The organism is Kluyvera sp. CHPC 1.2972, from assembly GCF_036759925.1.
Taxonomy (GTDB): Bacteria; Pseudomonadota; Gammaproteobacteria; order Enterobacterales; family Enterobacteriaceae; genus Kluyvera.
The window spans coordinates 218,314-240,196 of sequence record NZ_JAPKIB010000006.1; the positions used below are offsets into that span (position 1 = coordinate 218,314).

General features: G+C 55.3%; 21 protein-coding genes, 1 pseudogene and 1 other annotated feature. Of the genes and pseudogenes, 6 read left to right on the forward strand and 16 right to left on the reverse strand.

The features are described from left to right. Window positions 1–117: 117 nt before the first annotated feature. On the reverse strand, window positions 118–705 hold the full coding sequence (gene mog, locus V6944_RS12545; RefSeq protein ID WP_333499189.1) for a molybdopterin adenylyltransferase: 588 nt from the start codon (window positions 703–705) through the stop codon (window positions 118–120). Window positions 706–898: 193 nt separating this feature from the next. Here mog and V6944_RS12550 point away from each other — a divergent pair, with 193 nt between their 5' ends. Beyond that, complete coding sequence (locus V6944_RS12550; protein ID WP_333499190.1) at window positions 899–1,837, forward strand: Rpn family recombination-promoting nuclease/putative transposase; 939 nt, start codon at window positions 899–901, stop codon at window positions 1,835–1,837. Between the two features lie 57 nt (window positions 1,838–1,894). Here the strand turns inward: V6944_RS12550 and tal are convergent, their stop codons facing one another. Further along, window positions 1,895–2,848, reverse strand: coding sequence for a transaldolase (gene tal, locus V6944_RS12555; RefSeq protein ID WP_333499191.1), 954 nt, complete (start codon window positions 2,846–2,848; stop codon window positions 1,895–1,897). Between the two features lie 252 nt (window positions 2,849–3,100). Between tal and V6944_RS12560 the strand changes: the two genes are divergently transcribed. Both V6944_RS12560 and yaaA read left to right on the forward strand, forming a co-directional pair. Continuing rightward, the gene (locus V6944_RS12560) at window positions 3,101–4,531 is read left to right on the forward strand and encodes an alanine/glycine:cation symporter family protein (protein ID WP_333499192.1); all 1,431 of its coding nucleotides are present in this window, start codon (window positions 3,101–3,103) and stop codon (window positions 4,529–4,531) included. Between the two features lie 66 nt (window positions 4,532–4,597). After that, window positions 4,598–5,371 (forward strand): peroxide stress protein YaaA, encoded by a 774-nt coding sequence (yaaA, locus tag V6944_RS12565; RefSeq protein ID WP_333499193.1) that lies wholly within the window; start codon window positions 4,598–4,600, stop codon window positions 5,369–5,371. 84 nt (window positions 5,372–5,455) lie between these two features. On the opposite strand, the gene V6944_RS12570 is transcribed toward yaaA, so the two are convergent. From V6944_RS12570 to yjjY, 7 genes and pseudogenes are all read right to left on the reverse strand, one after another. Beyond that, the gene (locus V6944_RS12570) at window positions 5,456–5,794 is read right to left on the reverse strand and encodes a DUF2502 domain-containing protein (RefSeq protein ID WP_333499194.1); all 339 of its coding nucleotides are present in this window, start codon (window positions 5,792–5,794) and stop codon (window positions 5,456–5,458) included. A 196-nt stretch (window positions 5,795–5,990) separates the two neighbouring features. After that, window positions 5,991–7,277 carry a threonine synthase gene (thrC, locus tag V6944_RS12575; protein ID WP_333499195.1) on the reverse strand — a complete coding sequence of 429 codons (1,287 nt, stop codon included), beginning with the start codon at window positions 7,275–7,277 and terminating at the stop codon, window positions 5,991–5,993. 3 nt (window positions 7,278–7,280) lie between these two features. Next, window positions 7,281–8,210, reverse strand: a complete 930-nt coding sequence (gene thrB, locus V6944_RS12580) for a homoserine kinase (protein ID WP_333499196.1) — start codon at window positions 8,208–8,210, stop codon at window positions 7,281–7,283. A gap of 1 nt (window position 8,211) precedes the next feature. Next, window positions 8,212–10,674, reverse strand: coding sequence for a bifunctional aspartate kinase/homoserine dehydrogenase I (gene thrA / locus V6944_RS12585; protein ID WP_333499197.1), 2,463 nt, complete (start codon window positions 10,672–10,674; stop codon window positions 8,212–8,214). 25 nt (window positions 10,675–10,699) lie between these two features. Then, window positions 10,700–10,817 (reverse strand) — a sequence feature (Thr leader region). Then, window positions 10,756–10,887 carry a thr operon leader peptide gene (gene thrL, locus V6944_RS23340; RefSeq protein WP_220440339.1) on the reverse strand — a complete coding sequence of 44 codons (132 nt, stop codon included), beginning with the start codon at window positions 10,885–10,887 and terminating at the stop codon, window positions 10,756–10,758. (Overlaps the previous feature by 62 nt.) A 142-nt stretch (window positions 10,888–11,029) precedes the next feature. Beyond that, window positions 11,030–11,716: a tRNA/rRNA methyltransferase gene (locus V6944_RS12590; protein WP_185668276.1), complete on the reverse strand. Its 687-nt coding sequence runs from the start codon at window positions 11,714–11,716 to the stop codon at window positions 11,030–11,032. Between the two features lie 400 nt (window positions 11,717–12,116). After that, window positions 12,117–12,258: pseudogene (gene yjjY, locus V6944_RS12595) on the reverse strand (protein YjjY). 96 nt (window positions 12,259–12,354) lie between these two features. Between yjjY and arcA the strand changes: the two are divergent. Continuing rightward, on the forward strand, window positions 12,355–13,071 hold the full coding sequence (gene arcA / locus V6944_RS12600; protein ID WP_333499198.1) for a two-component system response regulator ArcA: 717 nt from the start codon (window positions 12,355–12,357) through the stop codon (window positions 13,069–13,071). A 45-nt stretch (window positions 13,072–13,116) separates the two neighbouring features. Here arcA and creD read toward each other — a convergent pair whose 3' ends face one another. The 4 genes from creD to creA are packed head-to-tail and all read right to left on the reverse strand — an operon-like array spanning window position 13,117 to window position 17,126. Beyond that, window positions 13,117–14,469 carry a cell envelope integrity protein CreD gene (gene creD, locus V6944_RS12605; protein ID WP_333499199.1) on the reverse strand — a complete coding sequence of 451 codons (1,353 nt, stop codon included), beginning with the start codon at window positions 14,467–14,469 and terminating at the stop codon, window positions 13,117–13,119. A 57-nt stretch (window positions 14,470–14,526) separates the two neighbouring features. Beyond that, the gene (gene creC / locus V6944_RS12610; protein WP_333499200.1) at window positions 14,527–15,951 is read right to left on the reverse strand and encodes a two-component system sensor histidine kinase CreC; all 1,425 of its coding nucleotides are present in this window, start codon (window positions 15,949–15,951) and stop codon (window positions 14,527–14,529) included. Continuing rightward, on the reverse strand, window positions 15,951–16,640 hold the full coding sequence (gene creB / locus V6944_RS12615; RefSeq protein ID WP_333499201.1) for a two-component system response regulator CreB: 690 nt from the start codon (window positions 16,638–16,640) through the stop codon (window positions 15,951–15,953). The genes creC and creB overlap by 1 nt, the downstream gene beginning before the upstream one ends. Window positions 16,641–16,652: 12 nt before the next feature. After that, entirely contained in the window at window positions 16,653–17,126 is a 474-nt protein-coding gene (gene creA, locus V6944_RS12620; RefSeq protein ID WP_333499202.1) for a protein CreA, read from the reverse strand. A 211-nt stretch (window positions 17,127–17,337) separates the two neighbouring features. On the opposite strand from creA, the gene robA reads away from it, so the two are divergent. Continuing rightward, on the forward strand, window positions 17,338–18,207 hold the full coding sequence (gene robA, locus V6944_RS12625; RefSeq protein ID WP_333499203.1) for an MDR efflux pump AcrAB transcriptional activator RobA: 870 nt from the start codon (window positions 17,338–17,340) through the stop codon (window positions 18,205–18,207). Here the strand turns inward: robA and gpmB are convergent. Further along, entirely contained in the window at window positions 18,204–18,851 is a 648-nt protein-coding gene (gene gpmB, locus V6944_RS12630; protein ID WP_333499204.1) for a 2,3-diphosphoglycerate-dependent phosphoglycerate mutase GpmB, read from the reverse strand. The two genes, robA and gpmB, sit on opposite strands and share 4 nt — an antisense overlap. A 53-nt stretch (window positions 18,852–18,904) precedes the next feature. Here gpmB and yjjX point away from each other — a divergent pair, with 53 nt between their 5' ends. Further along, entirely contained in the window at window positions 18,905–19,423 is a 519-nt protein-coding gene (gene yjjX, locus V6944_RS12635) for an inosine/xanthosine triphosphatase (RefSeq protein WP_333499205.1), read from the forward strand. A gap of 16 nt (window positions 19,424–19,439) precedes the next feature. Here yjjX and trpR read toward each other — a convergent pair whose 3' ends face one another. Both trpR and sltY read right to left on the reverse strand, forming a co-directional pair. Further along, window positions 19,440–19,763, reverse strand: coding sequence for a trp operon repressor (gene trpR, locus V6944_RS12640; RefSeq protein WP_333499206.1), 324 nt, complete (start codon window positions 19,761–19,763; stop codon window positions 19,440–19,442). A gap of 63 nt (window positions 19,764–19,826) precedes the next feature. Next, complete coding sequence (gene sltY / locus V6944_RS12645; RefSeq protein ID WP_333499207.1) at window positions 19,827–21,764, reverse strand: murein transglycosylase; 1,938 nt, start codon at window positions 21,762–21,764, stop codon at window positions 19,827–19,829. Between the last annotated feature and the right edge of the window lie 119 nt (window positions 21,765–21,883).

Below are 21,883 nucleotides of genomic sequence, written 5' to 3' on the forward strand. Positions count from 1 at the left end.
ATTCGCAAAGTCGAGCTGTTGATATAAGTTTACGATTTGTGTAAAGCAAAAATGACTATACCGTAAACCCTATCGCACTCCAGAGGAATGATAGGTTATGTCAGAAAAGCATCACATTCAGGATAAAGTCTCGCGGCGAGCGCTCTTAGGGCGAAATGCTGCTACGACATCGTTGTTCGTCTCAATATAAGGCCCCTCCAGCAACTGTACACAATACGGTACACTTGCAAAGATACCGTTCACCAGCACCTTACCGTCAGCGTCTTTCACCCCTTCCAGCGTCTCCTGAATGGCTTTCGGTTGGCCCGGCAGGTTGAGGATCAACGCCTGCTTACGGATAACGCCGACCTGACGGGAAAGAATGGCCGTCGGGACAAAGTGCAGGCTCACCTGACGCATCTGTTCGCCAAAGCCCGGCATCACGCGGTCGGCAATCGCCAGAGTCGCATCCGGAGTCACATCGCGCCGGGCTGGGCCGGTACCGCCGGTGGTCAACACCAGGTGGCAGCTCATCTCATCCACCAGCTCACACAGCGTTTGCTCAATAATGGTTTGTTCATCAGGGATCAGGCGAGTTTCCACCTTAAAAGGGGTCGTCAGCGCCGATGCCAGCCACTCTTCCAATGCTGGAATGCCTTTGTCTTGATAAACGCCGCTGGAAGCGCGGTCAGAGATAGAAACTAAGCCAATGCGTAAAGTGTTCATGATTATTCCGTTAAAACTGTAGCGTTAAGCAGAATAATACACGCGAATGGGCGGCAATACTAAGACCCCAAACGGGTTATCCACCGGGTTTCCCGAGGCGCGCCGCAAAATGAAAAAACCAAATAACGATTCGCTATCGTATCAAGAGTGAGGGTGGCAGACTCCGGCCAAATGTTTCCACGGAGGGTTGGATATGCGAAAAAACAGGACACCTACGCCGCACGATCTCGTGTTTAAAACATTTCTTTCCACCATGGAAACCGCACGGGATTTTATTGCCATTCATCTTCCTCCCGCGCTGCTGCGGCTCTGCGATTTGCAAACGCTGAAGCTCGAGTCCGGCAGCTTTATCGAAGAAGATTTACACCCCTACTACAGCGATATGCTCTACTCACTAAAAACCGCCTGCGGTGACGGCTACATCCATGTACTGATAGAACATCAAAGCTCGTCGGATAAGCATATGGCTTTTCGCCTGATGCGCTACGCTATTGCCGCCATGCAGCGCCATCTGGAAGCAGGCCATAAAACGCTACCGCTGGTGATTCCCATTCTGTTTTACCATGGACGAGAAAGCCCCTATCCCTACTCCATGAACTGGTTGGATAACTTTACCGATCCGGTGCTGGCGACGCGTATTTATAGCCAGAATTTTCCGTTGGTCGACATCACGGTTATCCCCGATGATGAAATTATGCGCCACCGTAGCATGGCTGCGCTAACGCTGATTCAGAAGCATATCCGCCAACGCGATCTCACGCGGTTTCTCGACAAACTCGCTGGGTTATTAACTCGAAACCACATCAGCGGACAACAGGTCATTGCGCTGGTAAACTACATGCTTCAGGCGGGAGAAGCGCAGGATGCCCGCACATTGCTGTATGAAATGGCGCAGCGCGCACCACAGTATGGAGACGAACTCATGACGTTAGCAGAACAGCTAAAGCAGGAAGGACGCATCGAAGGAATACAACAAGGCATGCAACAAGGTCTACAGCAGGGTATCCAAACCGGGGAACGCGAAACATCGCGTAAAATTGCGCGGGCAATGCTCGAAAAAGGAATCCCGGCGGCCGATATCATCGAAATGACCGGTGTGAGCGCAGAAGAACTCCCCACCCTCCAGCATTAATAAAAAACAGCCCGATCTCTTTAGAGAAGCGGGCTGTTGTCATGCTACCGGGCTGAATTACAGCAGGTCGCCGATCATTTTTTCCAGTTTTTCCTGGTCGATGGCAAACTTACGGATACCTTCCGCCAGTTTATCAACGGCCATTGGATCCTGGTTGTGCTGCCACAGGAACTCGGACTCGGTGATGCGGTCTGGACGCGCTTTCACTTCGCCGGTGTAGGTCAGTTTACGTTCCAGAGCGCCTTCGCTTTCTGCCAGCTCTTTGAGCAGCGCAGGGGCGATGGTCAGGCGGTCACAGCCAGCCAGTTCCAGAATTTCACCGATGTTACGGAAGCTTGCGCCCATAACGACGGTTTCGTAACCGTGCTGTTTGTAGTACTGGTAGATTTCGCTAACAGAAACCACGCCTGGATCTTCCGCTGGTGCGTACTCTTTCTTATCAGTATTGGCTTTGTACCAATCCAGAATACGGCCCACGAACGGGGAGATCAGGAACACGCCAGCTTCAGCACAAGCACGCGCCTGAGCGAAGGAGAACAGCAGCGTCAGGTTACAGTTGATGCCTTCTTTTTCCAGCTGCTCCGCTGCGCGGATACCCTGCCAGGTAGAAGCCAGTTTGATCAGAATACGATCGTTGCTGATGCCAGCATCGTTGTACATTTTGATCAGACGTTTCGCTTTGGTGATAGACGCGTTGGTGTCGTAGGACAGACGCGCGTCGACTTCGGTAGAGATACGGCCAGGGACCAGCTTCAGAATTTCCAGGCCGATATTGACGGCCAGTTTGTCAGTAGCATCCACAACCTGCTGAGCACGGTCGCTGCTCTGGCTACGCGCCCACTCAATCGCATCATCAATCAGTTTGCGATATTCAGGGATCTGCGCGGCGCCCAGAATCAGGGAAGGGTTGGTTGTCGCATCCTGAGGCTGATACAGCTTCATTGCTGCGATGTCTCCGGTGTCAGCCACTACGGTTGTGTACTGACGCAGAGATGTCAATTTATCCGTCATGATAGTGTTTCTCTTTAAACAGCTGTTAGGGGGATGTAACCGGTCTGCCTCGATAATATCACGCCCCGACCTCAGCGCAACCGCCGACATCACCAGACCGCAGAGTATGATAAACTGAAGCATCAAACTTTACGGGTAGAGATTCTCCGCCCTTATTGTGGTAACGCTTACATTGGCTGAATCGAATCGTGCGAAGGAACGTGACCTTCCCGGAAGCAGTCATCAGTTTCGGCATAGACAAGAGGACGTTTAATGCCAGATTTCCTGTCTTTTATCAGCGAGATACTGTGGGGTTCGGTAATGATTTACCTGCTCCTCGGGTGCGGCATCTGGTTCACCTGGAGAACCGGCTACATCCAGTTTCGCTACATCCGTCAGTTTAGCAAAAGTCTGAAAAGAAGCCTGGCCCCGCGTGAAGGTGGGCTAACCTCATTTCAGGTTCTGTGTATCAGTCTCGCCGCGCGCGTAGGCAGCGGCAACCTGGCTGGGGTCGCGCTGGCTATCACCATCGGCGGCCCTGGCGCCGTGTTCTGGATGTGGGTAGCAGCGATTATCGGTATGGCAAGCAGCTTCGCAGAGTGCTCACTTGCCCAACTCTACAAAGAGCGCGACGCCAAAGGACAGTTCCGCGGCGGCCCGGCATGGTATATGTCACGCGGGTTGGGAATGCGCTGGATGGGCGTGCTCTTCTCCCTGCTGCTGCTCGCCGCCTACGGTTTAATCTTTAATACCGTGCAGGCCAACTCCACGGCTCATGCGCTGAAATATGCTTTTAATGTTCCCGGCGGCGTGACCGGCGTGGTCATGGCATTCATCGCCCTTCTGGTCATTATGCGTGGGCTGAAAGGGGTCGCACGGCTTAGCCAGTGGCTGGTACCGTGCATGGCGCTACTGTGGGTGATGACGTGTTTACTGATTACCCTGTGGCACATTGTCGAGCTCCCTTCCATCGTCAATCTGATCATCCGCAGCGCCTTTGGCTGGCAGGAAGCGGCGGCCGGGGCGGCAGGCTACACCGTAAGTCAGGCCATCACCAGCGGTTTTCAGCGCAGCATGTTCTCCAACGAAGCAGGTATGGGCTCAACACCAAATGCCGCCGCTGCTGCCGCATCGTTCCCTCCGCACCCGGCAGCGCAAGGGATTGTGCAGATGATTGGCGTGCTGATTGATACCATCGTTATCTGTAGCGCCAGCGCGATGGTGGTCCTGCTGGCTGGCCACGGCACAAAAACCACCAGCTATGACGGTATTCAGCTCATCCAGCACGCCATGAGCGTGCTGGTTGGGGAATGGGGCGCCAGCTTTGTCGCCGTGGTGATGATGCTGTTCGCCTTCACCTCTATCGTGGCGAACTACATCTACGCCGAAAACAACCTGATCTTTTTACGCTGGGATAAGCCGTGGGCAATCTGGCTGCTGCGCATCGCGACGCTATCGATGGTGGTGCTGGGGAGCCTGCTGAGTCTGCCGGTGGTCTGGCAAATGGCGGATGTGATTATGGCGCTGATGGCCATCACCAACCTGACGGCCATTCTGCTGCTCTCGCCGGTGGTGCGTATTATCGCGCGGGACTATCTGCGCCAGCGTAAGCTCGGCGTAACGCCAGTATTTGACCCTGATTATTATCCGGAAATCGCCCAGCAGCTGGCGCCGGAGAGTTGGGATCAACCGCCGCGCCAATGACAGCAATCGATCACGTTGCGCCATTTTTTTGTTAAAGTTGCGTGAAATTTTCTGCAAGGACTGGATATGCTGATTCTGATCTCCCCGGCCAAAACGCTCGATTATCAAAGCGAGCTTGCCACCACGCGCTTTACCCAGCCCGCGTTGCTGGAGCACTCCCAGCAGTTGATTCGCGAAGCGCGCAAGCTCTCCGCACCGCAGATAAAGGCGCTGATGGGCATTAGCGACAAGCTGGCCGACCTCAACGCCACCCGCTTCCACGACTGGCACCCGGATTTCACGCCCGATAACGCGCGCCAGGCGATACTGGCGTTTAAAGGCGATGTCTATACCGGGCTACAGGCGGAAACCTTCAGCGAGGCGGACTTCGATTTCGCCCAGCAGCATCTGCGGATGCTCTCAGGCCTGTACGGCGTGCTGCGCCCGCTGGATCTGATGCAGCCTTATCGTCTGGAAATGGGCATTCGTTTTGAAAACCCGCGCGGGAAAGATCTCTACCAGTTCTGGGGCGATGAAATAACCCAAACGCTGAACGCGGCGCTACAGGCGCAGGGCGATGATGTGGTGGTTAACCTGGCCTCGGACGAGTATTTCCGCTCGGTGAAGCCGAAGGCGCTTGAAGGCCGCATCATCAAGCCGGTGTTCCTCGACGAGAAGAACGGCAAGTTTAAGGTGATCAGCTTCTACGCCAAAAAGGCGCGCGGGCTGATGAGCCGGTACATCATTGAAAATCGTCTGAGCAAGCCGGAGCAGCTGACCGGGTTTGATAGCGAAGGGTATTTCTTCGATGCGGAAAGCTCGAGCGCTGAAGAACTCATCTTCAAGCGCCACGAGCAGTAACTAAGTCGCCCGGCCGAGCAAAGCGACGCCGGGGCTGCTGCGGTATAAAAAACCCGGCGTCGCTTCGCTCGGCCGGGCTACAGGCTAGTGATGGTCATTCGGTGGTGGCGGTCGATGATCGTTGCCATGGCCATGATCGTTGTGATCCCAACCGTCATGGCGATCGCCATGATGATCATCGTGCCCACGGTTATCATAGTGCGGCGGCGGTGGCGTATGAGCATGCCAGCGGTTGTCGCGCCATTCATAGTGATCCTTCCACCAGCTATGGTCACGCCAGTGTCCACCATCCCAATAGTTGCCGTGATTGTCCTGGTCGCCAATTTGCAGCGTCACTGCCGGCAGCAGAGTAATCTCTGCGGCCTGTGTCATAACCGGAGCCGCCAATAGCATTGCCAGTGCTAACATCGCAGGTTTTAACATAGGTAACTCCTTTGTTCATCATTCGCCAATGTGGCCGATAAACAAAGCTTACTGCGGCGAAACCCAGCTTGTTATTGTCCGCAATCCTATATTCTGAGGCCCCGCATTTATTGGGAATTCCTCCTTTTTCCCTGCCGAATCCCTGCATAATTTCTCCCTATTTCCCCCTTCGCTGAGAAAGGGGGAAACGGAGAAATTACGCCTTGCTCATCATCAGCTTACGCAGCTCGGCATAATCAGCCGGCAGGTTGTGCGATAACAGCGGCAGGTCAGCGCGATCCGCCAGCGCTTTTGGCAATGGCAGCGTTTCGCCCAGAATCTCTTCGACGCTCTCTTTAAACTTCGCCGGGTGCGCGGTGCCGAGGAACAGGCCGTACTCGCCTGGCTGCAGCTGGTCACGCAGCGCACGGTAGGCAATCGCCGCGTGTGGCTCAGAAGTGTAGCCGAGCCCTTTCAGTTCGCGCATGGTCGCTTTGGTGGTTTCATCGTCCACCGCCGCATAGCCCAGTTCGTTCAGACGCCAGATTTTGCGACGGAACAGCTCTTCAACGCGCGGCCAGTTGTTAGGCTGGCTGACGTCCATGGCGTTCGATAGCGTGGCCTGAGTGGCCTTCGGTGCCCATTTGCCGTCCTGCAGGAAGCGCGGCACAGTGTCATTGGCGTTGGTGGCCGCAATAAAGCGTTTCACCGGCAGACCCAGCGATTTCGCCAGCAGACCTGCAGTCAGGTCGCCAAAGTTGCCGCTTGGTACGGATACCACCAGCTGATTGCGCGCTTCCTGCGGCAGCTGTGCCACCGCTTCGAAGTAGTAACAAATCTGTGCCAGCAGGCGGCTGATGTTGATGGAGTTAGCAGAGTTCAGGCCCAGCGCGACCTTCAGCTCTTCGTCGTCGAAGGCCTGTTTGACCAGCGCCTGGCAGGCATCAAAATCACCGTCAATGGCCACGGTTTCAATATTGCCGCCCAGAGTACAGAACAGTTTTTCCTGCAGCGGGCTGATTTTGCCGCGCGGATACAGGATAACCACTTTGACGTTTGGCAGGCCGTAGAAGGCATGCGCCACGGCCGCACCGGTATCGCCCGAAGTAGCGGTAAGAATCGTCACCGGCTTGTCGCCTGCGATAAGGGTCAGCATCTGCGCCATAAAGCGGCCGCCGAAGTCTTTAAACGCCAGCGTTGGGCCGTGGAACAGCTCCAGACAGCCGACATCTTCCTGCACCTTGTTAACCGGCGCCGGGAAAGTAAATGCCTTGCCGATACGCGCGGCTAGCTCAGCCTGCGGGATTTCATCACCGATAAACGCAGAGAGGATCTTCGCGCTACGAGTGACGAAGTCCTGGGTCAACAGGTCATCAATGTCAGTCAGGTTGAATTCCGGCAGGTCGTGCGGGAAGAACAGCCCCTGGTGTTTGCCAAGCCCTTGAGTCACAGCCTGCGCAAAGCTGACCTGCTCATTGTGATCTTTTAAGTTATAGAGTTTCATCGGTTATCCCACTACTCGTGCGCCCGCTGTGTCCAGCCGGCAAATATGAACGAAGCCTTCTTGATTCTGCAGATAATGCTGGCCAAGCCAGTCCGCCACGCGCTGCGCCGTTTCCGTTTTATCGCACAGGGCAAACAGCGTTGGCCCGGAACCGGAGATACCGCAGGCGACGGCGCCAATACCGGCTACTGCCTGACGCGCTTCATTAAAGCCTGGCAGCAGTTTGGTACGGTAAGGCTCAGCAATCACGTCTTTCATCAGTTTCGCCGCCAGCTGAGGCTGACGGGAGTAGCAGGCGTGAATAAAGCCTGCCAGGTGGCGGCCGTGAGCGATACAGTCCTGACGGCGATACTGCGCTGGCAGAATGGCCCGCGCTTCCGCCGTCGAGACTTTAATCCCCGGATAGGCCAGCACCCAAAGCCAATCGTCGAAGCACGGCACCTGCTGGCTGATGATATCGTTCTCTTCAATCATCAGTTGCATGCCGCCCAGATAGCACGGTGCGACGTTATCGTAGTGCACGCTGCCGGAGATCCGCCCTTCCAGCTCGCCCATCAGCGCCAGCATGCGGGTTTCATCCAGCAACTTACCGCAGAATTCGTTCATCGCCACCAGCGCGGCGACCACCGAACAGGCGCTGGAACCCAGGCCTGAACCGATCGGCATATTTTTTTCCAGCGTCATCGCCACTGGAACATTTTTGCCAATTTCCTGGCAATAGCGCTCCCAGCATTGATAGACGATGTTTTCATGCGGATCGCTCGGCAGCTTGTCCGCAAAGCGCCCCAGATTTTGCAGGCTGAAGCGCTCTGCCGCCTCAACCGATACGTTATCGCCCAGCAGACTGCCGTCAATCGGCGTCACGGCCGCACCCAGTACATCAAACCCGACGCTCATATTGGCACTGGAAGCCGGGGCATAAACCTTAACCATGTTAAACTCCTAACTTCCATGACAGCGTGCGAAGAAGGTCGGCAAATACCCCTGCCGCCGTCACATCGTTACCGGCGCCATAGCCGCGCAGTACCAGCGGAAGCGGTTGATAATAGCGGCTGTAGAACGCCAGCGCGTTCTCGCCATTTTTGATTTTATACAGCGGGTCGTTGCCATCGACGGCGGCCACTTTCACCCGGCACACGCCGTCTTCTTCGATGTTGCCAACATAGCGCAGCACTTTACCTTCATCACGCGCTTTCGCCACACGAGCGGAAAATTCATCATCTAGCTGCGGCAGACGCGCCATGAAACTCTCGGTATCGCCCGAGTCATCGAAGCTTTCCGGCAGCACAGACTCGACCACAATATCACTCAACTCAAGGTTACGCCCGGTTTCACGTGCCAGAATCAGCAGCTTACGCGCGACGTCCATCCCGGAAAGGTCATCACGCGGGTCCGGCTCGGTATAACCCATTCCACGCGCCATCGCCGTGGCGTCGGAGAGGCTCATCCCCTCATCCAGCTTACCGAAAATAAACGACAGCGAGCCGGAGAGAATCCCGGAGAAGTGCTGCAGTTCATCGCCCGCGTTGAGCAGGTTTTGCAGGTTTTCAATCACCGGCAGACCCGCGCCGACGTTGGTGTCGTAGAGGAACTTACGGCGCGACAGCCCGGCGGCATGACGCAGTTGATGGTAGTAATCCATCGACGAGGTGTTGGCCTTTTTGTTCGGCGTCACCACGTGGAAGCCTTCACGCAGGAAGTCGGCGTACTGATCGGCCACCGCCTGGCTTGAGGTGCAGTCGACGATCACCGGGTTCAGCAGGTGATACTCCTTCACCAGACGAATCAGGCGGCCCAGGTTGAACGGCTCTTTGGCTTCCGCCAGCTCGGCTTCCCAGTTTTCAAGATTCAGGCCATGGACGCTGGTCAGCAGCGCACGGGAGTTAGCCACGCCACACACGCGCAGGTCGATATGCTTTTTCTTCAGCCATGCCTGCTGGCGTTTGATCTGCTCCAGCAACGCGCCTCCAACACCGCCAACGCCCACCAGGAACACTTCAATCACCTGATCGGTGTTAAACAGCATCTGATGGGTCACGCGCACGCCGGTCGTCGCGTCGTCGTTGTTCACCACCACGGAGATAGAGCGCTCTGAAGAGCCCTGAGCAATCGCCACAATGTTGATATTGGCGCGGGCCAGCGCGGCAAAGAATTTCGCCGAGATACCGCGCAGCGTCCGCATACCGTCGCCGACGACGGAGATAATTGCCAGACGTTCCATGATGGCCAGCGGCTCCAGCAGCTCTTCTTTCAGCTCCAGATAGAACTCATCTTCCATCGCCTTCTTCGCCCGCGCGCAGTCGCTTTGCGGCACGCAGAAGCTGATGCTGTATTCAGAGGACGATTGGGTAATCAGCACTACCGAGATACCGGCGCGAGACATGGTCGCAAACACGCGCGCCGCCATGCCAACCATCCCCTTCATGCCTGGGCCAGAGACGTTAAACATCGCCATGTTGTTGAGGTTAGAGATCCCCTTCACTGGCAATGAATCATCGTCACTGCTGGCACCGATAAGCGTACCGGGGGCTTGAGGATTACCGGTGTTTTTAATCAGACAAGGGATCTGGAACTGGGCGATGGGGGCAATCGTGCGAGGGTGGAGAACTTTGGCGCCGAAGTAGGAGAGCTCCATCGCTTCCTGATACGACATGCTCTTCAGCAGGCGCGCATCCGGTACCTGGCGCGGGTCACAGGTGTAAACACCGTCGACATCGGTCCAGATTTCACAACAGTCGGCGCGTAAACAGGCGGCCAGCACGGCAGCGGAGTAGTCGGAGCCATTACGCCCCAGCACCACCAGCTCGCCCTTCTCGTTACCGGCGGTAAAGCCTGCCATCAGCACCATGTGGTCTGATGGAATCTGGCTTGCCACGATACGGCGGGTAGATTCAGCAATATCGACAGTAGATTCAAGGTAGTGGCCAACGGCCAGCAGTTTTTCAACCGGGTTAATCACGGTGACTTTGTGGCCGCGGGCGCTCAGCAGGCCTGCCATGATAGCAATCGACAGCTTCTCACCGCGGCAGATAAGCCCTGCGTTGACGCTGTCCGGGCACTGACCCAGCAGGCTGATGCCGTGCAGGATGTGCTTAATCTGGGAGAATTCCAGCTCAACGGCGGCTTTCAGATCGGCGAGCGGAAAACCGGGCTGGGCGTTAGCGAGTCCCTGAAGCAGTTCAGCAAAGATTCGTTCGGCATCGGCGATATTGGTCAGCGCATCCTGGCCACCAATGGTTTTTTCAATCATCGCCACGAGGTGGTTAGTGATTTTTGCCGGGGCAGAGAGCACGGTTGCTACCTGCCCCTGCCTGGCGTTGCTTTCCAGGATATCGGCAACACGCAGAAACCGTTCCGCATTTGCCACTGATGTACCGCCGAACTTCAAGACTCGCATGGTTTTTACCCCTTGATCACTAGTCGAAAAAAAAGCCCGCACTGTTTAGGTGCGGGCTTTTTTTTGTGTTTCCTGTACGCGTCAGCCCGCACCGTTACCTGTGGTAATAGTGGTGGTGGTAATGGTCATAATGCTGCTGATGCGAATCATGGATGTTGTGTGCTCTGTTATTTCTCTGTCTGTATACCTATATTGGTTAAAGTATCTGCCCATCTAAGTCAATGAATTTTTAACTTCGTCACGTTCCGCAATCAGTTCACATCAGCCCAAACAACCACCGATAAACCACCACAACAGCCATAAGTTAAGCAAAATGTTGGGGCATAACACCATACGTAAACACGATGACAGAATTTTACTCTGGCATATTTTTTTCAATATCATGCAGCAAACGATGCAACATTGCCGTATCGCGATGCGTTAGTAAGCCAATACGTTGTTGCAGCCAGTCAGCCATTTTTACATCTCCGGCGACATCCAGGCGTGCCAGCAAAGCAGTGATACGTGCCCTTAACGCAATCAGCTGATTCTCGTCACCTTCCGTTGCCGTCGGGTTCGCGGTTTGTAACAGCGAGGAGAGCTGATAACAATAAACCATCACCGCCTGCCCCAGGTTCAGCGAGGGATAATCAGCGACCATTGGCACGCCGGTCAGCACATCGGCCAGCGCCAGTTCGTCGTTGGTTAACCCCGAATCTTCACGGCCAAAGACCAGCGCGGCGTGCCCCATCCACTGCGCTTTTTCCTCCAGCATCGGCAGCAGCTCCTGCGGCGTGGCGTAGTAGTGAAAGCGGGCACGGCTGCGGGCGGTGGTGGCAACAGTGAAGTCCACGTCGTGCAGCGCTTCCGCAAGCGTTGGGTAGCAAGTGATGTCATCAATGATATCGGTCGAACCGTGAGCCACCCAGCGGGTCGCTGGCTCGAGGTGCGCAACGCTATCCACGATCCGTAAATCGTGGAATCCCATGGTCTTCATTGCTCGGGCGGCAGCGCCGATATTTTCGGCTCTTGCTGGAGAAACCAGCACAATAGATAAGCGCATTTAAAGTTCTCTTAATTTCCTGTCATCGGGCAATAATGTGATGTACTTCAACATATTGCGCAGCGCGAATTTACAAAAATGCAACAAAAATCAATGAAATGATGTTTCATAACACATAAAAGAAGCTAAACTATTCAGGGCGAAATTATCAATTAGTTATGTTAACAGAAGTGATATATCTCTATGTTTATACGAACTATTTCCATTACCATTGAACAATAACAATTGGATTCACCACATTTATCAGTTAACCTGTGCAACTACTTGAGTTGTGGAAAAAATGTGATAGGCGTTATCATTCCGGAGTGATGATTTCACCGAACTGTTAACGTGCTACAATTGAACTTGATATATGTCAACGAAGCGTAGGTTTATTGGCGGTCTGGTGCCTCTTTACCTGTTATGTTGCTGTTAAAATGGTTAGGATGACAACCGTTTTTGACACTGTCGGGTCCAGAGGGAAGAGTACCCACGACCAAGCTAATGATGTTGTTGACGTTGATGGAAAGTGCATCAAGAACGCAATTACGTACTTTAGTCATGTTACGCCGATCATGTTAATTTTCGACATGCATCAGGCAGGTCAGGGACTATTGGTACTTCCTGTTTCGATTTAGTTGGCAATTTAGGTAGCAAACATGCAGACCCCGCACATTCTTATCGTTGAAGACGAGTTGGTAACACGCAACACGTTAAAAAGTATTTTCGAAGCAGAAGGCTACGATGTGTTCGAAGCGACCGATGGCGCGGAAATGCATCAGATCCTGTCTGAACATGACATCAACCTGGTGATCATGGATATCAACCTGCCAGGTAAAAACGGCCTTCTGCTGGCGCGCGAACTGCGTGAACAAGCGAACGTCGCTCTGATGTTCCTGACCGGTCGCGACAATGAAGTCGACAAGATCCTCGGTCTGGAAATTGGTGCAGATGATTACATCACCAAACCGTTCAACCCACGCGAACTGACTATCCGTGCGCGTAACCTGCTGTCCCGTACCATGAACCTGGGTACCGTCAGCGAAGAGCGTCGTAGCGTAGAAAGCTACAAGTTCAACGGTTGGGAACTGGACATCAACAGCCGCTCTCTGGTGAGCCCGAACGGTGAGCAGTACAAGCTGCCGCGTAGCGAATTCCGCGCAATGCTGCACTTCTGCGAAAACCCAGGCAAAATTCAGTCTCGTGCTGAACTGCTGAAGAAAATGACCGGCCGTGAGCTCAAGCCACACGACCGTACGGTTGACGTAACCATTCGTCGCATCCGTAAGCATTTCGAGTCTACGCCGGATACCCCGGAAATCATCGCCACTATCCACGGCGAAGGTTACCGCTTCTGCGGCGAGCTGCAGGACTAAGACAACAAAACGGCGCATTCAGCGCCGTTTTTTTATGTCTCCGTTTTACTTCCAGATACGAAGCTCATCATCCTTCGGTTGAGCTTTCTCGGGCGCGTCAGGTGGAGTGGGTTTAGCGACAGAAAGCGCATACCAGTCCAGATGACGCGTCAAGAACATCACCGCACAGAGCGCCAGCAGTAATATCCCCGATCCCATCAGCAGCGAACTCTCCTCAGAGCGTAGCAGCCCCCACATTACGCCATCCAGTGCCAGAAGAGCCAGCGTAAACGGCACCGCGCGCTGCCACCCTTTGAATACCGCCTGCAGATATACGCCGTTCATCAACGCCCCGACCAGGCTTGCCACAATCCAGGCGGGCGTAAAGCCAATATGCTCGGACAGCGCCAGCAGCAGCAGGTAAAACATCACCAGCGAGAGCCCCACCAGCAGGTACTGCATGGCATGCAAACGCAGCCCCGTCAGCGTCTCAAAGACGAAGAAAGAGACGAACGTGAGTAAAATCAACAGGACAGCATATTTTGTTGCCCGGTCGGTCAGCTGATACTGGTCGGCCTGAGTGGCAACGGCCACGCTGAATGAAGGCAGCGCACGCCAGGAAGCTTCCTGCTCGAAGCTGTCGCCCAGGTTATTGGCAAACCAGCTGCTTTGCCACTGCGCCTGGTATCCCGTTTCGCTGATTTCACGTTTACCGGGCAGGAAGTCCCCTAGGAAGTTTGGATGCGGCCAGTTGCTGGTCAGCCGCATTTCGCTGCTGCGTCCTACGGGTACCACCGAGAAGCTGCCGGTGCCGCTTAAATTAAGCGACATGCTCAGATCCAGATTCTGCCGCCAGTTATCCGGCAGCGGGATGTGAATCCCCTCTTTGTTTTGTGCCAGCCCCGTTCCCGGTTCGGCAACCAACGTCGTCCCATTCATCTGTGGCGCCTTCACCACGCCAATACCTCGCGCATCGCCAACGCCCACCACCATGAACGGCTTACCAAGCGTGATACCCGGCTTATCCAGTTCACTCAGGCGGGATGCGTCAAATTTGGCGTTGATGACCGTATCGGTATGCCACACCTGGCCTTGATAAATACCAATCTGCCGCGCTTCTACGTTCTGATGACCTTCCACCATCAGCGACTCCGGCAGCCAGAAATGGATAACATTACGCTGTCGCGTCACCTCTTTATCATCTTCCATTCGGGTGTACAGCTCGGTGGCAGGAATCGCAATCAGCGGCCCCACCACTTTTTGCGGCCCGCTGGTGCTTTGGCGGATCGAGTCCTCCACTTCACCGCGGTAATCAGCCCGCTCGACGATAACCTGTCGAATCATCATCAACGGAATTAACAACAGCACCATCGCGCCACCCAGGGTGACAATTTTCCAGAACAGGGGGGATTTCAACATAGCCTTCTCCTTTGCAATAATCGCAAAGTACGTCAGCTATGTGGGGATAATTTGAAGCTATGTGAAGTGACGGTGAAGTCTTAAAGCGGCTTCTGTCCCTCCTTCCGGGCGGTTACGTAGGGTGATTTCACCGTTGAAGAGCCGGGCAACTTCACGAACGAACGCCAGACCAAGGCCGCTGCTTTTCAGGCCATTTTCGCGCGGTAGCGAATAGAATCGTTCGAAAATACGCGGCAACGCGTAGTCAGGAATACCGCTGCCGCTGTCGGTCACGAGAAGCAGTACCTGCTCACCCTGCGGCTGTACGCTCAGGGTGATAGTGCCGTTTTCTGGGGTAAAGTCGATGGCATTATCCAGTAGGTTCCCCAGCGCCTGCTCCAGCAAGGCGGCGTCCGCCGCCACATGCAGCGGCTGGGCATCAATGGTCACGGCAATGTGCTTCTCCGCAAGCTGCACGGTACGCGCCTCAACAATTTTCGCCAGCAGCGCCTCGACGGCTACCGGCACCAGCACGACCTCCTGGCGATTCTCCAGTCGCGCCTGGCGCAGCAGCGTTTCCACCAGAAGCTGCATACGGGCATTCTGACGCAGAATATTATCGGTAAAACGTGCCACCACGCTGGGTGGTGGGCCTTCTCGCAGAATCTCCGCCGCGCCGCGAATCGCCGCCAGCGGGCTTTTCAGCTCATGGGTCAACGCATAGACGTACTGCTCAATATAGTTCTTCCCCTCCAGCTTCAGGCGCATGCTTTCCAGCGCCTGCGCCAGCCGACGGAGCTCACTGCTGCCAAGCGACGGCAGCGCCACCGGCTGGTCTTCGGTGATGGCGTCAGCGTAGCGGGTGAGTTTGGCAATCGAGCGGTTAATCCACCAGACCATACCGGCCCCAATCACCAGCGCGATCCCTAATAATACTGTGCTCGCCCACAGGATCCGCCGCTCACTGCGTTTGATCACCGGCGCCATCGCGGCGTTCGGTTTCCCGACGCTCAGTACGCCGATAGTCTTTCCGCCGTCAATAATCGGCGCGGCGACATACATCACCGAACTTTCAGGATCGGCAGGATCCCGCAGCGTGCTTCGCGCACCGTATTGCCCCCGCAGCGTAAGCCAGACATCATTCCAGCGAGAATAGTCCTGCCCTACGGCTTGTCCCGCAGAATCAAACAGCACCTTCCCCTGCGCATCCGTCATATAGACATGGTATTCGTTACGAACTTTGCTAATACCGCCGATATTGGCACGAAACGGAGAGTTATGCAGACGCGCAAACGCCCTGGCCAACTGGCCATGAGCCGCATCTTCAGAGAGCAAATCGTCGCGCGCTACCGATGCCAGCAGCGTAGCGGTATCGATAAGCGTCCCTTCCGTGGCGCGACGAACTCCTGGCTTAATTTCCTGGACAAAGATCGACAGCACAAACCAGGCGGCCACGGCAACAATCAGAAAGTAGCCCAGCAGCAGCCGCATGCCTATGCGCATCAGAGGATCCTCAGACTGTATCCCATGCCGCGATGGGTATTGATCGGCGAAAGATCGGGGTTCACGGCGCGTAACTTAGCGCGCAGCGTTTTGATATGGGTATCCACCGTTCGATCGAAGCTCTCCTGCGCGTCGGCCCAGACGATGTCCATTAGCTGCTGGCGGGAATAGACGCGCCCTGGAGAGGCCAGCAGCGTTTTCAGCAGCAGAAATTCGTAGCGCGTCAGCGGCAGCGGCGTATCAAACCAGCTCACCAACGCCGCCGGTTCGTTAAGCTCAAAATGACCGGCGCGCATCACCGGCGAGGGAGTAGAAAACTTGGTCACGCGCCTGAGCAGCGTGCGGACTCTGGCGCACACTTCGCGGGGGGAAAACGGTTTGGCGACATAATCATCCGCGCCAATCTCCAGCCCCAGCAGGCGATCGACCTCGTCGCTGCGGGCGGTAAGAAACAGAACAGGCAGCGCCGGAAACCGTGCCAACAGCTGTCGGCACAGTTCAAACCCACTGATATCCGGCAACCCAACGTCGAGAATCACCACGTCAGGCTGGCAGTGGCGCGCTTTTTCCAGCGCGGGCAGGCCGCGCTCAAATGCTTCAACGCTAAATCCTTCCTGTTGCAGCATGTAGATAAGCGTATCTGCAATTCCCTGTTCATCTTCAACTAACCAGACCACTGCCTGTTGCATATAGCGTCCCTGTTATTCGCGCCACGGCATAATAGGCACTGCGCTGATGGCATTTTTCGGCGATCCGTCAACCACCTTGTCGGAATAGGCAAGGTAAGCCAGCGTATTACGTTTTGCATCGTAGAAACGAACGACCTGCAGTGATTTAAACACCAGCGACGTCCGCTTCTTAAAGACCACCTCACCTTCCGCTTTGCCGTTCTTAATTTTATCGCTCAGCTCCACCGGCCCAACCTGCTGGCAGGAGATAGCAGCATCGGAAGTATCTTCCGCCAGACCCAACCCGCCTTTGATGCCACCGGTCTTGGCACGGCTGACGTAGCAGGTCACGTTTTTGACATCCGGATCGTCAAAAGCTTCCACCACGATTTTATGATCGGGGCCAAACATTTTGAAAACCGTATCAACAGAGCCAATCTGCTCAGCGTGAGCGCCCAGGCTAGAGAGACTTAATAACAGGCCTGCCATTAATTTCTTGTATTTCATATTGTTACCATTTTCATCGATTGCATTGAAGAATTATTCAACATCAGCCAGGAAAGTATTTAAAGATCACAGCTTTACAAAAATCAGCCTTATTTCTAATGTAAAAACGCACTTATGCATAAAAAAAACACTGAATGCTAAAACAGCAAAAGATGCTATTATCCGCTACTTTGGTAACAGGCACCTACGAAATTAAGGATGAGGGCATTTTATGGATCAGGCTGGAATTATTCGCGATCTCCTCGTTTGGCTGGAAGGGCATTTAGATCAGCCTTTATCGCTGGATAATGTGGCGGCAAAAGCGGGTTATTCCAAGTGGCACCTGCAACGTATGTTCAAGGACGTGACTGGCCATGCTATCGGCGCTTATATCCGCGCTCGCCGTCTGTCTAAATCTGCCGTTGCGTTGCGTCTGACCGCGCGCCCTATCCTTGATATTGCGCTGCAGTATCGTTTTGATTCCCAGCAAACCTTTACCCGTGCGTTTAAGAAGCAGTTTGCATTGACGCCCGCGCTGTACCGCCGTTCTCCGGACTGGAGTTCGTTCGGGATGCGTCCGCCGCTGCGTCTGGGTGAGTTTGCGATGCCGAAATACGAGTTCATCACGCTGCCGACCACCCACCTGGTAGGGGTAACCCAGAGCTACACCTGTAAACTGGAAGAGATTTCCGATTTCCGCCAGCAGATGCGCGTTCAGTTCTGGACCGACTTCCTCGGCAACTCGCCGTCAATTCCGCCAATGCTCTACGGCCTGCATGAGCCGCGCCCAAGCCTGGAAAAAGACGATGAGCAAGAGGTGTTCTACACCACGGCGCTGACGCCGGAGCTGGCAAACGGCCATATCAACAATGCGCATCCGGTGACCCTTGAGGGCGGCGAATACGTCATGTTTACCTATGAAGGGCTGGGAACAGGCCTGCAGGAGTTTATCCTGACCCTGTACGGCACCTGCATGCCGATGCTGAATCTGACGCGCCGTAAAGGCCAGGATATCGAGCGCTTCTTCCCTCAGGATGAAGCCCGGAATCAGGAACCGCCGATTATGCTGCGCTGCGAGTACCTGATCCCGATTCGTCGTTAACGCTGTAGCTCATCTAACGCAGGGGTATCCAGATGCGAGATATCCCCTGCCGTTTCAACCACCCATCCCGGCGCCAGCCACAGGCTTTCCTGATAATCCACCCTTGAGATAGAGCAGTTACGCAGGCGTAGGCGGCGTTCCGCATGGGCAGGCAGACCCAGGATCGTACCAACCAGGCAGCCAAGCGCAATGCCGTGACTCACCAGCAGCGGTCGACTGCCAGCAGGCAGATCGAGACAAGCGTTCAACGCGGCGCGCATGCGCACGCTCAACTCCTGCATCGACTCGCCTTCAGGAATACGTCCGTCCGGCGTACCGTTGACCACCAGCCGACGCCACGCTTCTTCTTCCGCACTTAGCGAGTCGAGATGACGCTGCTCCAGCACGCCCATATCAAGCTCACGCAGACGCGCATCGAACGTCACGCCACAACCACAGGCATCCGCAATGATCTCGGCGGTACGGCGCGTACGGCCCAGATCGCTGGCAATGACATGCGTAATGCCGTAGGTGCGTACGCGGTCGCCGACCTGTACAGCTTGCTGTTCTCCTTTAGCCGTCAGCGGGCTATCGGACTGGCCTTGAATACGCCGTTCGGCGTTCCACTGCGTTTCGCCATGGCGAACAAGATATACCTGTAACATGTTTTTTATCCGTTATACTGCGATGACATTTTTTTAGCTGAGTTGTGTAGATTATGCATCAAGTTGTCGCTGCTACCACCAATCCTGCCAAAATTCAGGCGATTCTTGCCGCATTTGACCAGATTTTTGGTGAAGGATCCTGCCAAATCACTCCTGTTTCCGTCGATACCGGTGTACCCGAGCAGCCGTTCGGAAGCAGTGAGACGCGTGCCGGTGCACGTAACCGCGTCGCCAACGCACGCAAAGCACATCCGAACGCGGAGTTTTGGGTTGCCATTGAGGCCGGAATCGATGAAGGCGCCACCTTTAGCTGGGTGGTGATTGAGAATGGCGAACAGCGTGGGGAAGCCCGCTCCGCCACCCTACCGCTGCCAGAAGCTATTCTTGAGCAGGTTCGCGCCGGGGAAGCGCTGGGGCCGGTGATGTCGAAGTACACCGGCATTGATAAAATTGGTAATAAAGAAGGCGCTATCGGCGTATTCACCGCGGGCGTACTGACGCGCAGCAGCGTCTATCACCAGGCGGTGGTGCTGGCGCTTAGCCCCTTCCATAACGACCTGTATCGTCGGTAACCTGCCGGATAGCTGATTAGGTTTTTGGCAGGGTTTGTTCCAGCCACTGGCGCAATTCTACCGGCGCCGATTTCAGGCTGTTCGATCCGCGGGTGATCGTCGCGATCCCCGCGCCCAGCTCATTTTTCAGCTCACGCTGGCTCATCTCACCGCGCAGTAGCTCTTCAATAATGCGCACGCGGGTTCCCAGGGCTTCACGCTCGTCCGGGGTCATCATCAGATTGAGTAACGGCAGCGCAAGCTCATCGGTATACGCCTGACGCAGAAGCTCCACAAAGCGAAGCCACTCCTGGTTGCGCTGCTCCGCCGCCGTGGCGGAATAAGGGGATTGTTGGGTCATGTCGGGCCACCATGTTATGCTTGTACTCTTAAACGAGTACAAGCATAACACAGGTCTTACGCATCAGTAACGTCGTTGCCACTCATTGCTGCTGAGCACATCCTCTTTTTGCCCCATAAAGTGACGATAGTAAGCGTCATAGGCCAGCACGTTCTTCACGTAGCCGCGAGTCTCAGAGAACGGAATGCTTTCGATAAACGCCACCGCATCGATCCGCCCAGCGCTGTTGCCAAGCCAGGTTCGTACTCGTCCCGGCCCGGCGTTATAGGCCGCAGAGGCGAAGATACGGTTGTTTTCAAACTGCTGATAGACGTACTGCAGATAGCTGGTACCAATATTGATATTGGTTTCCGGGTCCAGCAGTTGCACCGGATTACTGTAGCCCGGCAGGTTAAACATCTTCACCGTATGGGTCGCGGTACCCGGCATAATCTGCATCAGGCCACTCGCCCCGACCGGGGATTTTACCTTCGGATTCCACGCGCTCTCCTGGCGAGCAATCGCCATCGCATAGCTTTGAGGCACGTCTTTCCCCGACGTGTAGCGAACAAACAGGTCGTTATAGGCTAACGGGAAACGTTCCTGCAGATTGTCCCATAGCTTGCCAGCAATGGTGGCCTGCACGCTGAGATCCCACCAGCGCTGATCGAACGCATAGCGCGCCAACTGGGCCTGCTCGGTCTGGCTGCGACTACTCACCAGGTTCGCCCATTCGCTACGAGCGGTGTTGTCCTGATTCCAGTACATCAGCTCACGCACGCGTGCCATTTCCGCGCCACCGGTTAGCGTCGACGAGATAGTGCCCGGCGCTTTCTCAACTCGTAGCGGGTAAGGTTCACCCAGACGTTGCGCAGCGACCATCGGGTAGAAACCACGCTGCTGCATTAACGCAAGTAGGATAGATCGCGCTTCATCATCGCGTCCGCGCTCCATCAGCAGGTCGGCCTGCCAGTAGCGCCACTCATCTTTATCTTTGGCCTCCATCGGCAGCCGCGCCAGCCAGGTGTTAAGCCCACTGCGGTCGCCCGTGCCTAACGCCATGCGCACACGGCGTTCAACCAGCGACGTTGACTGCGAACGCATGATGGCATCATCACGCCAGCGCGCCTGCTCATCGGTCACGTCGTTGCCCATCAAGCGCCAGGCGACGATATCGCGCAACGCCTGCGTCTGATCGTCATTAAGCTGCTGCGCCTGCACCAGCACGGGGATCATCAGGCGTGCATTTTCAACGTCCTGACGCGCCACGCTGCTGAAGGCGACCGCCGCCAATTGACGGGTAAAATCGGTCGCGCCGGTGGTACGGGCAAAGTTCAGCACGTTATTCGGATTATTGGCGAGATCGGTAATTGCCGAAGCAATGGTCTGGTACTGCGACGGCATTTGCGACGCCAGCGCTTTCACCAGGCTGGTGTTTCCCGCCGTCATCGCGAGTCGAATACGTTCAAGGTAAGCCAGAGGATCCTGAGTACCGGAAGCACGCCAGGCACCAAACAGCTTATCGCAGGCGTTCGGTCGGTTTTGCCCCGTCAGCCACAGCGTTTTTGCGCCATCCCAGGCGCCCTGAGTATCGCCCACGGCGTATTTGGCATAGTAGTAGTTACACTGGGCTTCCACCGTACCCGGCTTCTCCGGGCTGAACGCCAGCAGCCCACGCCAGTCTTCCCGGCGGGCGAGTTCATTCACAAAGCGGTTTCTTAAGGTGCGCGCTGGCGGAAGCGTAGGGTTAGCCTGCACGAAGTTGGTCACCGCCAGCGCCGGCGTATTCATCAAGTCGCCCGACAGCTGCCGATACTCCAGATAGGGGTACAGCGGGTAATCACGTAGGGTCGGCATCAGTTGATCGACCACATCCATCTGGCGGTTATCCCAGGCCTGCTTGATTTGCGCATAGCGGCTACGCTGCTGATCCAAGGTATCTGCGCGGGCTACGCTGCTCACCGTCAGCAAACAGACTCCTGCCGCCAGCAGACGCCACGTCATTTGTTTGGCTTTTTGCACAAGCTCTTCCTCGTTGTCACGTTACGTCAGTACAGCATCATGCCGCGTAATAAATTGATGCTAACGACTGATCGGCGAATACGCCACGCCATGAACACTTTTTTACGTTTTATATGCGA

What these genes read in the sequence shown, in the direction of transcription:
- gpmB (WP_333499204.1), bottom strand. Translation starts at nt 18,851, where the DNA reads ATGTTACAGGTATATCTTGTTCGCCATGGCGAAACGCAGTGGAACGCC.
- tal (WP_333499191.1), bottom strand. Translation starts at nt 2,848, where the DNA reads ATGACGGATAAATTGACATCTCTGCGTCAGTACACAACCGTAGTGGCT.
- yjjX (WP_333499205.1), top strand. Translation starts at nt 18,905, where the DNA reads ATGCATCAAGTTGTCGCTGCTACCACCAATCCTGCCAAAATTCAGGCG.
- yaaA (WP_333499193.1), top strand. Translation starts at nt 4,598, where the DNA reads ATGCTGATTCTGATCTCCCCGGCCAAAACGCTCGATTATCAAAGCGAG.
- creD (WP_333499199.1), bottom strand. Translation starts at nt 14,469, where the DNA reads ATGTTGAAATCCCCCCTGTTCTGGAAAATTGTCACCCTGGGTGGCGCG.
- V6944_RS12570 (WP_333499194.1), bottom strand. Translation starts at nt 5,794, where the DNA reads ATGTTAAAACCTGCGATGTTAGCACTGGCAATGCTATTGGCGGCTCCG.
- thrB (WP_333499196.1), bottom strand. Translation starts at nt 8,210, where the DNA reads ATGGTTAAGGTTTATGCCCCGGCTTCCAGTGCCAATATGAGCGTCGGG.
- trpR (WP_333499206.1), bottom strand. Translation starts at nt 19,763, where the DNA reads ATGACCCAACAATCCCCTTATTCCGCCACGGCGGCGGAGCAGCGCAAC.
- V6944_RS12560 (WP_333499192.1), top strand. Translation starts at nt 3,101, where the DNA reads ATGCCAGATTTCCTGTCTTTTATCAGCGAGATACTGTGGGGTTCGGTA.
- thrA (WP_333499197.1), bottom strand. Translation starts at nt 10,674, where the DNA reads ATGCGAGTCTTGAAGTTCGGCGGTACATCAGTGGCAAATGCGGAACGG.
- V6944_RS12550 (WP_333499190.1), top strand. Translation starts at nt 899, where the DNA reads ATGCGAAAAAACAGGACACCTACGCCGCACGATCTCGTGTTTAAAACA.
- creA (WP_333499202.1), bottom strand. Translation starts at nt 17,126, where the DNA reads ATGAAATACAAGAAATTAATGGCAGGCCTGTTATTAAGTCTCTCTAGC.
- creB (WP_333499201.1), bottom strand. Translation starts at nt 16,640, where the DNA reads ATGCAACAGGCAGTGGTCTGGTTAGTTGAAGATGAACAGGGAATTGCA.
- thrC (WP_333499195.1), bottom strand. Translation starts at nt 7,277, where the DNA reads ATGAAACTCTATAACTTAAAAGATCACAATGAGCAGGTCAGCTTTGCG.
- robA (WP_333499203.1), top strand. Translation starts at nt 17,338, where the DNA reads ATGGATCAGGCTGGAATTATTCGCGATCTCCTCGTTTGGCTGGAAGGG.
- creC (WP_333499200.1), bottom strand. Translation starts at nt 15,951, where the DNA reads ATGCGCATAGGCATGCGGCTGCTGCTGGGCTACTTTCTGATTGTTGCC.
- thrL (WP_220440339.1), bottom strand. Translation starts at nt 10,887, where the DNA reads ATGGGCAGATACTTTAACCAATATAGGTATACAGACAGAGAAATAACA.
- V6944_RS12590 (WP_185668276.1), bottom strand. Translation starts at nt 11,716, where the DNA reads ATGCGCTTATCTATTGTGCTGGTTTCTCCAGCAAGAGCCGAAAATATC.
- mog (WP_333499189.1), bottom strand. Translation starts at nt 705, where the DNA reads ATGAACACTTTACGCATTGGCTTAGTTTCTATCTCTGACCGCGCTTCC.
- arcA (WP_333499198.1), top strand. Translation starts at nt 12,355, where the DNA reads ATGCAGACCCCGCACATTCTTATCGTTGAAGACGAGTTGGTAACACGC.